Annotated in this window: 13 protein-coding genes, 2 tRNA genes and 1 pseudogene; 10 read left to right on the plus strand and 6 right to left on the minus strand. The window is 60.5% G+C overall.

Features of this window, described 5'->3' with window-relative positions:
- Nucleotides 1-147: 147 nt before the first annotated feature.
- The gene (locus tag ACYVDE_RS05480; protein ID WP_460500465.1) at nucleotides 148-1,227 is read right to left on the minus strand and encodes a DUF5700 domain-containing putative Zn-dependent protease; all 1,080 of its coding nucleotides are present in this window, start codon (nucleotides 1,225-1,227) and stop codon (nucleotides 148-150) included.
- 98 nt (nucleotides 1,228-1,325) lie between these two features.
- On the opposite strand from ACYVDE_RS05480, the gene ACYVDE_RS05485 reads away from it, so the two are divergent.
- Nucleotides 1,326-3,101, plus strand: coding sequence for an ABC transporter ATP-binding protein (locus ACYVDE_RS05485; protein ID WP_460500466.1), 1,776 nt, complete (start codon nucleotides 1,326-1,328; stop codon nucleotides 3,099-3,101).
- Nucleotides 3,102-3,193: 92 nt separating this feature from the next.
- Nucleotides 3,194-3,712: a hypothetical protein gene (locus tag ACYVDE_RS05490; protein WP_460500467.1), complete on the plus strand. Its 519-nt coding sequence runs from the start codon at nucleotides 3,194-3,196 to the stop codon at nucleotides 3,710-3,712.
- A 9-nt stretch (nucleotides 3,713-3,721) separates the two neighbouring features.
- Here ACYVDE_RS05490 and ACYVDE_RS05495 read toward each other — a convergent pair whose 3' ends face one another.
- The 3 genes from ACYVDE_RS05495 to ACYVDE_RS05505 all read right to left on the minus strand — a co-directional run bounded on the left by ACYVDE_RS05495 (nucleotide 3,722) and on the right by ACYVDE_RS05505 (nucleotide 4,859).
- On the minus strand, nucleotides 3,722-4,432 hold the full coding sequence (locus ACYVDE_RS05495; RefSeq protein WP_460500468.1) for a hypothetical protein: 711 nt from the start codon (nucleotides 4,430-4,432) through the stop codon (nucleotides 3,722-3,724).
- Nucleotides 4,433-4,604: 172 nt separating this feature from the next.
- Nucleotides 4,605-4,678, minus strand: a tRNA-Pro gene (locus ACYVDE_RS05500).
- A 107-nt stretch (nucleotides 4,679-4,785) separates the two neighbouring features.
- Nucleotides 4,786-4,859, minus strand: a tRNA-Pro gene (locus ACYVDE_RS05505).
- A 288-nt stretch (nucleotides 4,860-5,147) separates the two neighbouring features.
- On the opposite strand from ACYVDE_RS05505, the gene ACYVDE_RS05510 reads away from it, so the two are divergent.
- Nucleotides 5,148-5,528 (plus strand): T9SS type A sorting domain-containing protein, encoded by a 381-nt coding sequence (locus tag ACYVDE_RS05510; protein WP_460500469.1) that lies wholly within the window; start codon nucleotides 5,148-5,150, stop codon nucleotides 5,526-5,528.
- Nucleotides 5,529-5,592: 64 nt separating this feature from the next.
- Here ACYVDE_RS05510 and ACYVDE_RS05515 read toward each other — a convergent pair whose 3' ends face one another.
- Nucleotides 5,593-5,988 (minus strand): VOC family protein, encoded by a 396-nt coding sequence (locus ACYVDE_RS05515; RefSeq protein WP_460500470.1) that lies wholly within the window; start codon nucleotides 5,986-5,988, stop codon nucleotides 5,593-5,595.
- Between the two features lie 107 nt (nucleotides 5,989-6,095).
- Nucleotides 6,096-7,880 carry an ABC transporter ATP-binding protein gene (locus ACYVDE_RS05520; protein WP_460500471.1) on the minus strand — a complete coding sequence of 595 codons (1,785 nt, stop codon included), beginning with the start codon at nucleotides 7,878-7,880 and terminating at the stop codon, nucleotides 6,096-6,098.
- A 267-nt stretch (nucleotides 7,881-8,147) separates the two neighbouring features.
- On the opposite strand from ACYVDE_RS05520, the gene ACYVDE_RS05525 reads away from it, so the two are divergent.
- From ACYVDE_RS05525 to ACYVDE_RS05555, 7 genes and pseudogenes are all read left to right on the plus strand, one after another.
- Nucleotides 8,148-9,239, plus strand: coding sequence for a Glu/Leu/Phe/Val dehydrogenase dimerization domain-containing protein (locus ACYVDE_RS05525; protein ID WP_460500472.1), 1,092 nt, complete (start codon nucleotides 8,148-8,150; stop codon nucleotides 9,237-9,239).
- Between the two features lie 125 nt (nucleotides 9,240-9,364).
- On the plus strand, nucleotides 9,365-10,528 hold the full coding sequence (nusB, locus tag ACYVDE_RS05530) for a transcription antitermination factor NusB (protein WP_460500473.1): 1,164 nt from the start codon (nucleotides 9,365-9,367) through the stop codon (nucleotides 10,526-10,528).
- A gap of 112 nt (nucleotides 10,529-10,640) precedes the next feature.
- Nucleotides 10,641-10,952 carry a YtxH domain-containing protein gene (locus ACYVDE_RS05535; RefSeq protein WP_460500474.1) on the plus strand — a complete coding sequence of 104 codons (312 nt, stop codon included), beginning with the start codon at nucleotides 10,641-10,643 and terminating at the stop codon, nucleotides 10,950-10,952.
- Nucleotides 10,953-11,080: 128 nt separating this feature from the next.
- A complete protein-coding gene (locus ACYVDE_RS05540; RefSeq protein ID WP_460500475.1) occupies nucleotides 11,081-12,079 on the plus strand; it encodes an isocitrate/isopropylmalate dehydrogenase family protein in 999 nt (332 codons plus the stop codon).
- 135 nt (nucleotides 12,080-12,214) lie between these two features.
- Nucleotides 12,215-12,727, plus strand: a complete 513-nt coding sequence (locus ACYVDE_RS05545) for a DUF1573 domain-containing protein (protein ID WP_460500476.1) — start codon at nucleotides 12,215-12,217, stop codon at nucleotides 12,725-12,727.
- 18 nt (nucleotides 12,728-12,745) lie between these two features.
- Nucleotides 12,746-13,084: a preprotein translocase subunit YajC gene (gene yajC / locus ACYVDE_RS05550; RefSeq protein ID WP_460500477.1), complete on the plus strand. Its 339-nt coding sequence runs from the start codon at nucleotides 12,746-12,748 to the stop codon at nucleotides 13,082-13,084.
- A 3-nt stretch (nucleotides 13,085-13,087) separates the two neighbouring features.
- Nucleotides 13,088-13,385: pseudogene (locus ACYVDE_RS05555) on the plus strand (hypothetical protein); the annotation flags it as partial.

The following is a 13,385-nucleotide window of genomic DNA, read 5'->3' on the forward strand; positions in this document are numbered from 1 at the left end:
CCGCGGCCGGATGACGCCGCGCGAGTTCCAGGAGCTGCTGTGGGCGCAGAAGCGCATCGATGCCGGCGGGGCCGCCCCGGCCCGGGGCCTGTTCCTGAGCCGCGTGGAGTATGAGGACGGCGTAGTGCCGGATGAAACGCCGCTCACTTAGGAAGTGGCCGGCCGGGCCTTAGTGTACTTACGCTCCAGTTCCTTCAGGTAGCGGATGGCTTCGTCGGAGAAGAGTGGCAGTGGAGTCTTGTTCTTTTTAGCCGCCTTCTGGTAGAGAAACACGAAGGCAAAGGGGTTGTCGGACTGCGCTATCAGCTGCTGGCCGTAGCCGTTGCGCACAATGGCCGACGACATGAAGAAGCCCGGCAAGTGCCCGTTTGAGCCATCGGACTGGCGCCGGTACCAGCGCCCCGTAGCGGCGGCGCCACCCCGCGCCCGCGACTGCAGCGCCGAATCCATGCGGTGAATGAAGGTGGGCGCGGGGGTGAAGGCCCAGTCGCGGATACCGCGCGGGTCGCCGGGCAGGGCCATGGTCAGGGGCTTATCAATCTGGTCGGCGATGCCTTCGTGCTGCATGCTGGTCATGAATTCCAGCAGGCCTTCATCGTCGGGTGCAATGGGGCCGAAATGGAAATCGGGCTGCAGCTGGTGGTACATCTCGTGGCCTTCCATCAGGCCGGGCTTCACTTCATTGGCATCGAGCACGGCCCGTAGGCTGTAGAACATACCTTCTTCCTGCGAGGTGGCGTCGTTGCCCAGAGCTTCGTAGTAGATGTTGAGCTTGCTCACCCGTTTGCGGGCCGCCGGGGGCAGCTGCGGATAGGCGAACTGGTACATCTGGTCGAGGGCAGCGGCATTCTGCGTGAGGCCGGCCACGTAGCGCCGGTATTCGGGCTCCCGCTCCTTCATGTCGTTTGCCATCATATACAGCCAGCTTTTGGCCTGGAGCTTGGCCCGACGCAGCGAGTCGTAGCGCGGCATATACACCACTTCGATGGCCTTGCGGTAGCGCACCAAATCGGCAGCCGAGTAGATGCCGCGCGTATAAATCTTATTGCCCGGAATTTCCAGAAACTCCTGCCAGGCCTGGTCGGTGAGGGGCTTGTCCTGCCGCAGCGCGTCAGTAAGTTGCCAGTAGCGCGTCACGGCGTCGACATTGATGGTTTGGGCCCGGCCCGCGAGGGCAGCCAGCAGCAGGCCCAAGCCAAAGCCCAGGCGGCGGAGGTACAGCAGCATAAAAAAGGTGGAAAGGAGGTGGAGTAGGCCCTAAAGATGGGACGGCGGCGGCAAACTCCGCCCGCTACTGCTTGTTCTTACCGACCTTTGCCCCACTTATGGACCCCACCACTTCCGCCACCAAAACCGGCCAGGTCTTCGACTGGGCCGTACTGCGCCGCCTGCTCGGCTACGTGCGCCCTTATCGGCGCGTGTTCGTCGGCCTCATCGTGCTCACCGTGGCCACGGCCGTGCTGGGCACCCTGCGCCCGTTCCTTATCCAGCGCATGGTCGATGTCAGTATCGAGCAGGGCGATATGAAGGGGCTGAACTTTATGTTTCTGCTGCTACTGGTGCTGCTGGTGGCCCACGCCGGCGTGAGCTACCTGCAGACCTACTACGGCGGCTGGCTGGGCCAGTACATCGTGCGCGACATCCGCACCGACCTCTACCGTCATCTGCTCAGCCTCAAGCTGAAGTTCTTTGACCAGACGCCCATCGGCGTGCTCGTGACGCGCAACATCTCCGACGTCGAAACCCTGTCCGATGTCTTCAGCGAGGGCCTGGCGGCTATGGTGGGCGACATTCTGCAGCTGCTCTTCATCATGGCCTTCATGTTCTGGATTGACTGGCGGCTCACGCTCATCAGCCTGTCGGTGATTCCGCCGCTACTGTTCAGCACGTATGTTTTCAAGGAGAAAATCAAGGGCTCGTTTCAGGATGTGCGCACGGCCGTGGCCAAGCTCAACAGCTTTGTGCAGGAGCACATTACGGGCATGAACGTGGTGCAGATTTTCAACAACGAAGAGCGCGAGTTCCGCAAGTTCGAAGCCATCAACAAGCAGCATACCGAGGCTAATATCCGCTCGGTGCTCTACTACAGCATCTACTTCCCGGTGGCCGAGGTGCTGGGCGCCGTGGGCGTGGGCCTGCTGGTGTGGTACGCCGCCCAGGGCCAGATTGAGGGCACCATCTCAAAGGGCGCCCTCATTGCCTTCATCATGTACAACGCCCTATTTTTCAGGCCCATCCGCCAGATTGCCGACCGGTTCAACACCCTGCAACTGGGCCTTGTGAGCACCGAGCGCCTGCTCAAGCTGCTCGACAACCAGGAGTTGGTGGCTCCCAGCGGCACCTTCGCGCCCGCCGAATTGCAGGGCGACGTAGAGTTCAAGCACGTGAAGTTTGCCTACAACGAGCCCGACTGGGTGCTCAAGGACATCAGCTTCCACGTGAAGCCCGGCCAGACCATTGCCTTCGTGGGTGCGACCGGCGCGGGCAAAACCAGCATCATCAACCTGCTGAGCCGCTTCTACGACATCCAGGAAGGCAGCATCTGCATCGACGGGCGCGACCTGCGCGAGTACGACCTTAGCCTACTGCGCCGCCAAATAGGCATTGTGCTCCAGGATGTATTTCTGTTCGCTGGCAGCATCCGCGACAACATCACCCTCGGCAACCAGACGATTACCGACGAGCAAATCTGGGCTGCGGCCGACCTTGTGGGGGCCCGCCGCTTCATCGAGCGTCTGCCCGAGGGCCTAGGCTACCCCGTGATGGAGCGCGGCGCCACGCTCTCGGTGGGCCAGCGCCAGCTCATCAGCTTCGTGCGGGCCATGGTGTACCAGCCGCACATCATCGTGCTCGATGAGGCCACGTCCTCCGTCGATTCCGAAACCGAGGAGCTGATTCAGCAGGCCATCGAAAAGCTGATGCAGGACCGCACCTCGCTCGTCATTGCCCACCGCCTGAGCACCATTCAGAAAGCCGATAAAATCATCGTGCTCGACAAGGGCGAAATTAAGGAAACCGGCACCCACGAAGAGCTGCTGCGCATCGAGGGCGGCTACTATGCCCAGCTCTACCGCATGCAGTACGTCGTCAGCGGTGAATGAGCGAATGGATGAATGGGTGAATGCAAACGGACGATTTCTGCATTCGCTCATTCACCCATTCGCTCCTTCACTCATTCACCCATTGCCCCTACATGCGCTACCTCTTCCTCGCCATTATTGTGCTCACGCTGGCCGCGGCCGGCGTCTACGTTTACCTCGGCGGCACCCAGGAGCCCAAAATCACGCTCGAAACCACATCGGCCCCGCTGTACTTGGCCGGGCAGCCCTTCCACGGTAAAGTGACGGGGGAGGCATTCGGCCAGCTTTTCCGCCAGGCCAAGGATGCGCAGCAGAAGCTGCACGGCGACCTGGCTAACCTCTACCTCAACGACCCCGAAACGGCCCACGACACAATTCGCGCCTTCATCGGCCTCACCGTGGCCGATACTACCCAAGCATTACCAACCGGTTTCCGCTACCGCGTGGTACCGGCCGGGCAGCGCGTGCTGGCCGCCCGCCTCACGGGCGTGAGCTACCTGCTGGCCCCCAACAAGCTCTATCCCGCCGCCTTTGAGGCCGTGAAAAAACAAAAGCTCACGCAGCGCGGCAATTTCTACCTCGAACGCTTCGGGGCCAACGACGCTTCCGAAGTGTGGGTGGGTGTGAAGTAGCCCACTGCGCTAGCGCTTGTGCGTGATGTCGGGCACACTCACGCCCACGCTCAGCACGTAGGCCGAAAACTGGTCGGCGGTGCCAAAGGGCGCGCTGGCGTACCACTGCCGAAAGCCGCCGCGTACCGTCAGCCAGGGCCCATCGATGTGCCGGAGCAGCTTGTAGGTAGCAGCCAGCCCAATTTCGCCAACGGGTGCCACCGCCGTATCGAGCCGTTTGGCCGTGGTGCAGCCACAGTTTCGCCCGGATTGGTGTACCTGCTGGGCTTTGTCGTAGAGGCTGGCCCCGCCTAGGCCGGCACCTACCTCGGCCACCAGCCGCCAGCGCGAGGTTTCGGCCAGCAGCACTTGGTTGTTCCAGGTAGCGCTGAATAGCAGCAGGCGGGGCTGCGCCGCCCCGGCGTATACCTCGGCCGGCGCATCGGCAGCCGGCATTTCGCCCGTAAAGCTACCCCGCAGGCCCGCGCTCCAACGGGGCAACAGCCAATAGTGGGCTTCCGCGTCCATGCCTAAATAGGGGGTGTGCGCCCGGTCCGAAGCGGCCAGCAAACCAACGGAGCCACCCACGCGGCCTGGCACAAAGGGCTTTTGCACCGCGCACGAGTCGTGGTGGTGCGTGCTGTGGGGCACGTACATAAACGTATGGCATTGGGCCCAGGCGCGCGGCGCGCCAAAAGCCGTAGCGCCCAACAGCGCAAAGGAGAGCAGAAGTGTTTTCACGGTTCGGAAGCTGGTGAGGATGCAATGATAGCGAAGCTAACCTGTTGGCTGCATGAATATAATCCCCCTAAACGAAATTTGTCACCGCTGCCGCCACCTCAGCTAACGCCCATCGGGTTAGCGCAAAAAAAGAAGGCTTGCATCATTGCTGATGCAAGCCTTCTTTCTCGGGTCGGGGTGGCAGGATTCGAACCTACGGCCTCGTCGTCCCGAACGACGCGCGCTACCGGGCTGCGCTACACCCCGAAAGCCAGCCGATGGGGCGACTGGTTTTCTGTTTCCAATATGAGCGGCCGAAAAAAGCCCCCGAACCCGGAAGTTCGGAGGCTTTTGAGAGAGCGGCTGCTCTTCCGTCGGAGTGGCAGGATTCGAACCTACGACCTCCAGCACCCCATGCTGGCGCGATACCAGGCTACGCTACACCCCGATTGGTATTGGAGCGACAAAGGTAAGGAGTTATTTGCGCTCTGTGCAAGCCAGACGCAAATAAAGTTTTAAAATCGGTCGGTCTTAATGGCCTCTCAAACCCGCCTGACAAGCCGGCCTGACCAAAACGGCCACATAATTGCTTAGCTTTACGCAAGCGATTTTACTCTCTCTCGTTCGTATCCAAGTTATGAAAAAGATATTACTACTTGTAGTAGCCAGCACCTTAGCTTCGCTGGCGGCCCACGCTCAAAATACTGCTCCGGCGCCTTCCGCCCCCGCTGCCGCTATGCCGGCTGCTCCCGCCAAAGAAGAGGCTATTTTACCCAATGGCGCCGTAGCGCCCACGCCAGCGCCGACGGCAGTGGTAGCTGATGCAGCAACTACTTCTAGGATTGCCCCCGCGCCCGAAACTCCGGCCGCCAACCCCAATGCCATCAAAGTGAAAGCCGAAGCAATAGCTGGCAAGCTCACCGTGAAAACGGATAACCCCGGCCCGACCCGCGTCGAAGTATCTGACGTGGGTGGCCGCCCGGTACTTACCTATACCATGATGAACGGCCAGACGCCCGCGGTGCTCAACGTAGGCCAGCTGCCGGCCGGCTCCTACATTGTACGCTGCACGGCCTACGAAAAAACCGGTATGCGCCGCGTGATGATTGGGCAGTAATTTCAAATGCCTCAGAGGCAAAAACCCCGCTACGCTCTGCGTAGCGGGGTTTTTTATTCATGGGCTATTCGCCCAGGGGCTCCAGTAAGTCCCACTTGTTGCCATACAGGTCTTCGAACACGGCGACGTGGCCATAGGCTTCGGAGCGCGGCACTTCGAGGAAGCGCAAGCCCCGGCTTTGCAGCACCGGGTAGTCGCGCCAGAAGTCGTCGGTGTGCAGAAACAGCCAGACGCGGCCCGCGCCCTGCCGGCCCACGGCGGCCTGCTCCTCCTCGGTTTTGGCTTCGGCCAGCAACAGGCCGCCGCCAGCCGGGCCGGGTGGCGTCACCACTACCCAGCGCTTGCCGCCGCCCATGTCGAGGTCAGAAGTCAGCGTGAAACCCAATACCTGCGTGTAAAAGGCAATGGCTTCGTCGTAGCGGCGAACAATGAGGGTGACGAGGGCAAGGCGTTGAGTCATGTGGTGAGCTAGTGAAATGGTGAGGTGGTGAATTCGATGTTCTATCGGCGCAATTAGCACCTAATTGAACGTCAAACTCACCACCTCACCATTTCACTAGCTCACCACTATGCCTCCTCGGTTTGCAACTGCCGCTCGTACAGCGAGCGGTACAGGCCGCCGGTTTCGGCCATAAGGGCGTCGTGGGTGCCATGCTGCACGATAATGCCGTCGTCGAGCACCAAGATTTCGTCGGCCAGCTTCACCGAGCTCACGCGGTGCGAGATGATGAGGCTGGTGCGCGCCGCCATAATGCGTTGCAGGCTGCCCAGAATAGCGTTTTCCGTCTTGGTATCCACGGCGGAGAGCGAGTCGTCCAGAATCAGGATTTTGGGCTCCTTCACCAGGGCGCGGGCCATGCTCACGCGCTGCTTCTGCCCGCCCGAGAGGGTGATGCCGCGCTCGCCCACTTTGGTGTCGAAGCCTTCGGGGAAGGCCAAGATGTTGCTGTACACGTCAGCATCCTTAGCGGCTTGCAGCATGCGCGCCTCGTCGGGCTGGTCGAGGCCGAAGTTGATATTGTTGCGGATGGTGTCGGAGAACAGGAATACGTCCTGCGGTACGTAGCCAATCTGGCCGCGTAGGGCCCGCAAGGAGTAATCGCGCACGTCCACGCCATCCACTTTAATATCGCCGGCTGTCACATCGTAGAGGCGGCAGAGCAGGGCGGCCACGGTGCTTTTGCCCGAGCCGGTGTTGCCGATGACGGCCAAGGTCTGGCCCGGCTTCACGCGGAAGCTCACGTTTTTGAGGGCCTGAATGCCGGTATCGGGATAAGTGAACGACACGTTCTCAAACACGATGTCGCCGGCCAGCTCGCGCTCCACGTTCTGGCGGGAGATGATGTCGGTTTTCTGGTCCAGGAACTCGTTGATGCGGGCCTGCGAGGCCTCGGCCCGCTGCACCAGCGAAGAGGTCCAGCCCAGCGCCGTCACCGGCCACGTCAGCAGGTTCACGTAAATAAGGAACTCGGCGATGGTACCCGTGGTGATGGTGCCGCGAATGACCTCCTGGCCGCCTACCCACACCGTAATGAGCGTGCTCAGCCCGATGAGGAACAGAATGAGCGGGAAGAACAGCGAGTTCACGAAGTTCAGACTCAGCGACTTTTCCTTGTATTCGTTGCTGGCGGCCGCAAACTGCGCGTGCGAATCCTGCTCGCGTACGAACGATTTCAGCACCCGAATGCCCGAGAAAGCCTCCTGCACAAAGGTCGTCATGCCCGACAGCGCCCGCTGGATTTCGTCGGACTTGCGCTCAATCAGGTTATTGACGTAGAAGATGCTGACCGATAGCACCGGCAGCGGCAGCAGCGTGTAGAGCGTCAGCTTCACGTTCACCATGAGCATGAGCGGCACGATGAGCAGAAACAGCAGCACGAGTTGCAGGAAGTACATGATGGCCGGCCCGAGGTACATGCGCACGCGGCTCACGTCTTCGGAGATGCGCGACATCAAATCGCCGGTGCTGTGACGGCGGTAGAAGCTGAGCGGCAGCGACTGGTAGTGCTGGTAAATCTGGTTCTTCTGGTCGTTCTCGATGTGGCGCGACATCACGATGAGCGTCTGGCGCATGAAGAACAGGAAGATGCCGCGGCCCAGCGCCAGGGCAATGATGAGCACGCCGTAGAACAGCACGTTGCGCCCAAAAAGCTGGTACACGCCCTTTTGCGCTTCGGTGCCGGCGTAGAGGTGGTAGAGGTCGATGCCCTCGTTCACCAAATCGAAGGCGTAGCGCACCAGCTGGGCCGGAAAAATGGCCAGCAGGGTACTCAGGGCCACGAACAGCACTCCGGCGAGGAAATGCCACTTATAGCGGAAGATGAACGGGTTAACAGCGTTGAGGGCGCGCACGGGCAAGTTGAGAAAGGGGCCGGTTCGGGAAAATAGCGGTACTTTTGCGGCCTGAAATGATGAGTCAATGGTCAATTCGAACGTCATGCTGAGCTGGTCGAAGCATCTCTACCGCAGTAGTAACTATCTACTTACGCGGTAGAGATGCTTCGACCAGCTCAGCATGACGTTCTGGATTTTCGTATAAACCCAAAGACCCAACAAAGTTACGCCGTACTCTTCCCAACCATCCCTCCCACAATTCCCACCACCCTTCAATTCATTCCCATGATTGAAACCCAAGTTGTCGCCCCCGAGTCGATTTTCGGCCAGATTGCCGAGCATCAGCACGAGCAGGTTGTGTATTGCCACGACCACGAAACCGGCCTCAAGGCCATCATCGGCATTCACAACACCGTGCTCGGGCCCGCCCTCGGCGGCACGCGCATGTGGCACTATGCTTCCGATGCTGAGGCGCTGAACGACGTGCTGCGCCTCTCGCGCGGCATGACTTACAAGGCTGCCATCTCGGGCCTGAACCTGGGCGGCGGCAAGGCCGTCATCATCGGCGATGCCGCCACGCTGAAGACCGAAGCCCTGCTGCGCAAGTTCGGCCGCTTCGTGAAGAACCTGAACGGCAAGTACATCACGGCCGAAGATGTGAACATGACCACCAAGGACATGGAGTACATCCGCATGGAAACCACCCACGTAGCCGGCCTGCCCGAGAGCATGGGCGGCTCGGGCGACCCTTCGCCCGTGACGGCTTACGGTGTGTACATGGGCATGAAGGCCGCCGCCAAGAAGGCTTTCGGCTCCGAAAGCCTGGCCGGCAAGCGCATTGGCGTGCAGGGCACGGGCCATGTGGGCACCTACCTGCTCGAGCACCTCCAGAAAGAAGGTGCGAAGCTCATCGTGACCGACTACTACGAAGACCGCGCCTTGGATGCGGCCAACCGCTTTGGCGCCACCGCCGTGGGCCTGGATGCCATTTACGACCAGGACATGGATATTTACTCGCCCTGCGCGCTGGGTGCCACGCTAAACGACGACACCATTCCGCGCCTGAAGGCCCGCGTGGTGGCTGGCTGCGCCAACAATCAGCTCAAAGTAGAAAACCAGCACGGCCCCGAGCTGGTGCGCCGCGGCATTGTGTACGCCCCCGACTTCCTCATCAACGCCGGCGGCCTCATCAACGTGTACTCCGAAGTAACCGGCGGCAGCCGCCAGGCGGCCCTCACCCAGACCGAAAAAATTTACGATTTCACCCTTCAGGTTCTCCAGAAGGCCGACGAAGAAGGCACGCACCCGCAGGCCGCCGCCATCCGGCAGGCCAAGGAGCGCATCGCCAGCGTGGGCCGGGTGAAGTCGACGTATTAATTTTTGGTGCTTGGTGCTTGGTTGTTGGTGCCTGGAATTTCCAGCCTCAATCAAGCCAAGCACCAAGCACTAACAACCAAGCACCAAGAAATATGCTCAACCGCCGCCTCCTCCGTATCAAAGTCATGCAGTCACTCTACTCCTACCACCAGGCGGTAGGAGCCGATTTGATGCTGGCGCAGGACCGCATCGCGGCTGCTTTCGAGCCCGACCTGACGGCCAAAGAGGCCCCCGACCGCCGCAAGCTGGAAGGCCAGCGCAAGATGGGCGAGGCCCAGCTGCGCGACTGGTACCGCACCGGCAACACGCCCGAGAAAACGGAAGACAAAGCCGTGGACAAGGCCGTGGCCGACGCTATTATCTCCTTCCAGAACCAGGTGAAGAAGGACGCCGACCTCTACGCCGGCCAGCTCATGGTGGGGGCCGAAAGTATTCACGACCAGTACCTGCACCTGCTGAACCTGCCCAAAGCCCTGCTGGGCGTGCTGGAGGAAGAGCAGAGCCGCGAGGAGCGCCGCCGCGGTGGCCCCAGCGAAAACGCCGTGGACACCAAGCGCCTGCATCAGAACCAGGCCATTGCCAAGCTGATGGCCAACGAGCAGTTGCAGGGCACCACCATCCGCCGCAAGCTGGCCTGGGAAGGCCCCGAGGAGTACGAAGCCCTGACCGCCGCCTGGCAGGAAATGAAGGCCGATGAAACCATTCTGGCTTACCTGGACGGCAAGAATACCGACGCGCCCGAACTGGACTACAACACCGACCTCGAAATCCTGCGCCACATCTACAAGGATTACGTGTTCAAGGGCGAGGCCCTGCCGCGCCAGCTCGAAGCCGCCGACCTGAACTGGGAAGAAAACCGCCCCATCGTGCGCAATCTGGTGCTGAAGACGCTGAAAATGCTGCCCTACGGCGCCGACGAGAAGCAGGAGCTGATGAACCTATCGGCCAACTGGGCCGACGACCGCGAGTTTGCCGAAACCCTCTACAAGCAAACGCTCATTGAGGATGACAAGATGGAGAAGCTCATCGCCGGCTCGGTGCAGAACTGGGACGTGGAGCGTGTGGCGTTACTCGACAAAATTATCCTGAAAATGGCCCTTACCGAGATGCAGCTCTTCCGCGGCATTCCGGTGAAAGTCACTATCAACGAGTACATTGAAATCAGCAAGCTGTATAGTACGCCGAAGAGCAAGCAGTTTGTGAACGGTATTCTCGACAAGCTGGCGACGGATTTGGCCGCCAGCGGCGACATTCGCAAATCGGGCCGCGGCTTACTGGATAACCAGTAGGGCGCGGGCTGGTTGATGGAACGCACCAATCAGCCACCTTTGCACCTGCGGCCGCGTTTCTGCGTACGCAGCTCCGAAAACATTCCCCACTTTCATTCCCACTCCGACGACCATGGCCAGCAAAACCACCACCGGCATCCTGTGCTTCGCGGGCGGCGCCCTCACCGGCGCGGCCCTTGGCTTGCTCTTTGCCCCCGAAACCGGCACCGAAACCCGCTCTTGGCTCAGCTACCAGCTCGAAAAGTACCGCTCGGTATTGGCCGACCTCACCGACAGCCTCGTGACCAGCCGCGAAGCCACCGGCCAGTCGTCGGCCAAGAGCGAAGGCCAGCGCGTGATTTCCGATGCTAAATCCAAGGCAGAGCAGCTGCTCGGCGACGTTGACCAGCTTATCAACCAAATCAATTCCCGCAAGGGCGCTTAATTTTTTTTGAACGAGTTAAGTGATTGACGGAATGGGAGAATGAGTGAGCCGCTGATGAAAATTCAGTTCTCGCTCATTCTCCCATTCCGTTCTTTGCATTCTCATTCAGTCATTTATTACCCGATACGATGCACGTAATAACCCTTATTCCCGGCGACGGCATAGGCCCCGAAATCACGAAAGCAGTAACCGATATTTTTGCCGCCGCGCAGGTGCCCGTGCAGTGGGAAGAGCAGAACGCCGGCCAGACCACGTTCGACCAGTCGGGCGAGCTGATTCCGAACGCCCTGCTCAAATCACTGGAAAAGAATAAGGTGGCCCTTAAAGGCCCGATTACCACGCCCGTAGGCAAAGGCTTCCGCAGCATCAACGTGACGCTGCGCCAGAAGTACGACCTCTACCAGAACGTGCGCCCCAGCAAAACCACGGCCGGCGTGAAAACCCGCTACGAAGGCATTGACCTCGTGCTGTTTCGCGAAAACACCGAAGGCCTGTACTCGGGCCTCGAAATGTGGGACGAGCGCCTCGGCATTGCCGATGCCATTGCCCGCGTAACGGTGGAAGGCTCGCGCAAAATCTGCCGCGCCGCTTTCGCCTACGCCGCCAAGCACGGCCGCAAAAAAGTGACGCTGGCCCACAAAGCCAACATCATCAAGATGGCCGGCACGCTGATGCTGAACGCCTGCAAAGAAGCCAGCCTGGAGTTTCCGGAGATTGTGTTCGAGGATAAAATCATCGATAACATGTGCATGCAGCTGGTGGGCAAGCCCGAGCAGTTCGACGTGATTGTGACCACCAACCTGTTCGGCGACCTGCTGTCGGACCTCTGCGCCGGCCTCGTGGGCGGCCTGGGCGTGGTGGCCGGTGCCAACATCGGCGACAACATGGCCATTTTTGAAGCCGTGCACGGCTCGGCCCCCGACATCGCCGGCCAGGGCAAAGCCAACCCCACCGCCCTGCTGCGCTCGGCCATCATGATGCTGCACCACATCGGCGAGCACGCCAAGGCCGAGCAAATTGACAAAGCCTTGGAAGCCACGCTGGCCAATAAGGAAGAGTGCACCGGCGACCTCGGCGGCCAGGCCAGCACCAGCCAGTTTGCCCAGAGCATTATCGCCAAGCTGTAATTTTATCGGCCGTACACCATCTGTCATCCTGAGCAGAGACGAAGGACCTTATCACTTCAGAATGCTTGTTCATTCGTGATAAAGTTCTTCGTCTCTGCTCAGGATGACAGACGAAAAAACGACCATTAATTCATTATGAAGCAGTACCTGATTCTGGCCGCCGCGCTTTCGCTGGCCGCCTGCAACCGCGACAAAGCCGCCGAAGCCGGCGCAGAAGGCGTGAACGCCGGCGCCACCGTAACCAACGATGCCGCCAACCCCACCGTGGACAACCCCAACGTGGTGAGCGAGAACGAAACGCCCAACCCCAACGCCCCGGTGATGAAATTCACCGAAGCGGAATTCGACTTTGGCGATATCAAGCCCGACAGCAAGGTGCACCACACCTTCACCTTCACCAACACCGGCAAATCGCCGCTGCTGATTGAGGATGCCACGGCCTCGTGCGGCTGCACCACGCCTAGCTGGACCAAGGAGCCCGTGGCCCCCGGTGCGCAGGGCACGCTGGAAGTGCAGTTCGACAGCCGCGGCAAGCAGGGCATCATCAACAAGCAAGTGGCCGTGCGGGCCAACACCCAGCCCAACATCACCACCATTGCCATCAAAGGCAACGTGCTCACGGCTGCTGGCGCCGACAAACCCCTGTAAGCATTTACCTTTCGATTTATGTTCCTGACCCTTTTGCTGCAAGCTGCCGATGGCGGCGGCTACACCCAGCTGCTTTTTCCGATTGCCATCGGCCTGGTGGTGTATTTCTTCATGATTCGGCCCCAGCAGAAGCGCACGGCCGATGCCAAAGCCTTCCGCCAGAGCCTCACTAAAGGTTCGCGCATCGTCACCATCGGCGGCCTGCACGGGCTGGTAGTGGACCTGACGGAAGACACCGTGGTAGTGGAAGTAGACCGCGGTACCAAGTTGCGCTTCGACCGCTCGGCCATTGCCCGCGAAGTGGGCACAAAGGCGGCCGCTGACACCACCAACCGCGATACCCCCATCGCCTCCTAACCAATGGAAGGGCCACTGACCCGAGCCGGCACGCTGCTGCGCTGGTTTGTGCGCCCTTTCGCGGGCCAGGAGCCCAGCTTTTACCGGGCCATTACGGCCTGCCTGCTAGCGGCGGGCGTGTTCTGGCAGATGAATGCCCTGAATAAAACCTACACCACGCGCCTCAACTTTCCGCTGGCCTGGCACTACGACTCGGCCCACTACGTGCCGCTACGCCCGCTGCCCGCCCGGGTATCCGTGACGGTGACCGGCCAGGGCTGGCGGCTGCTGCGGGCCAACTTGGGCTGGGGCACCCGCCCCG

The organism is Hymenobacter agri (assembly GCF_054778495.1).

What these genes read in the sequence shown, in the direction of transcription:
- ACYVDE_RS05480 (WP_460500465.1), bottom strand. Translation starts at nt 1,227, where the DNA reads ATGCTGCTGTACCTCCGCCGCCTGGGCTTTGGCTTGGGCCTGCTGCTG.
- ACYVDE_RS05485 (WP_460500466.1), top strand. Translation starts at nt 1,326, where the DNA reads ATGGACCCCACCACTTCCGCCACCAAAACCGGCCAGGTCTTCGACTGG.
- ACYVDE_RS05490 (WP_460500467.1), top strand. Translation starts at nt 3,194, where the DNA reads ATGCGCTACCTCTTCCTCGCCATTATTGTGCTCACGCTGGCCGCGGCC.
- ACYVDE_RS05510 (WP_460500469.1), top strand. Translation starts at nt 5,148, where the DNA reads ATGCCGGCTGCTCCCGCCAAAGAAGAGGCTATTTTACCCAATGGCGCC.
- ACYVDE_RS05515 (WP_460500470.1), bottom strand. Translation starts at nt 5,988, where the DNA reads ATGACTCAACGCCTTGCCCTCGTCACCCTCATTGTTCGCCGCTACGAC.
- ACYVDE_RS05525 (WP_460500472.1), top strand. Translation starts at nt 8,148, where the DNA reads ATGATTGAAACCCAAGTTGTCGCCCCCGAGTCGATTTTCGGCCAGATT.
- nusB (WP_460500473.1), top strand. Translation starts at nt 9,365, where the DNA reads ATGCAGTCACTCTACTCCTACCACCAGGCGGTAGGAGCCGATTTGATG.
- ACYVDE_RS05535 (WP_460500474.1), top strand. Translation starts at nt 10,641, where the DNA reads ATGGCCAGCAAAACCACCACCGGCATCCTGTGCTTCGCGGGCGGCGCC.
- ACYVDE_RS05540 (WP_460500475.1), top strand. Translation starts at nt 11,081, where the DNA reads ATGCACGTAATAACCCTTATTCCCGGCGACGGCATAGGCCCCGAAATC.
- ACYVDE_RS05545 (WP_460500476.1), top strand. Translation starts at nt 12,215, where the DNA reads ATGAAGCAGTACCTGATTCTGGCCGCCGCGCTTTCGCTGGCCGCCTGC.
- yajC (WP_460500477.1), top strand. Translation starts at nt 12,746, where the DNA reads ATGTTCCTGACCCTTTTGCTGCAAGCTGCCGATGGCGGCGGCTACACC.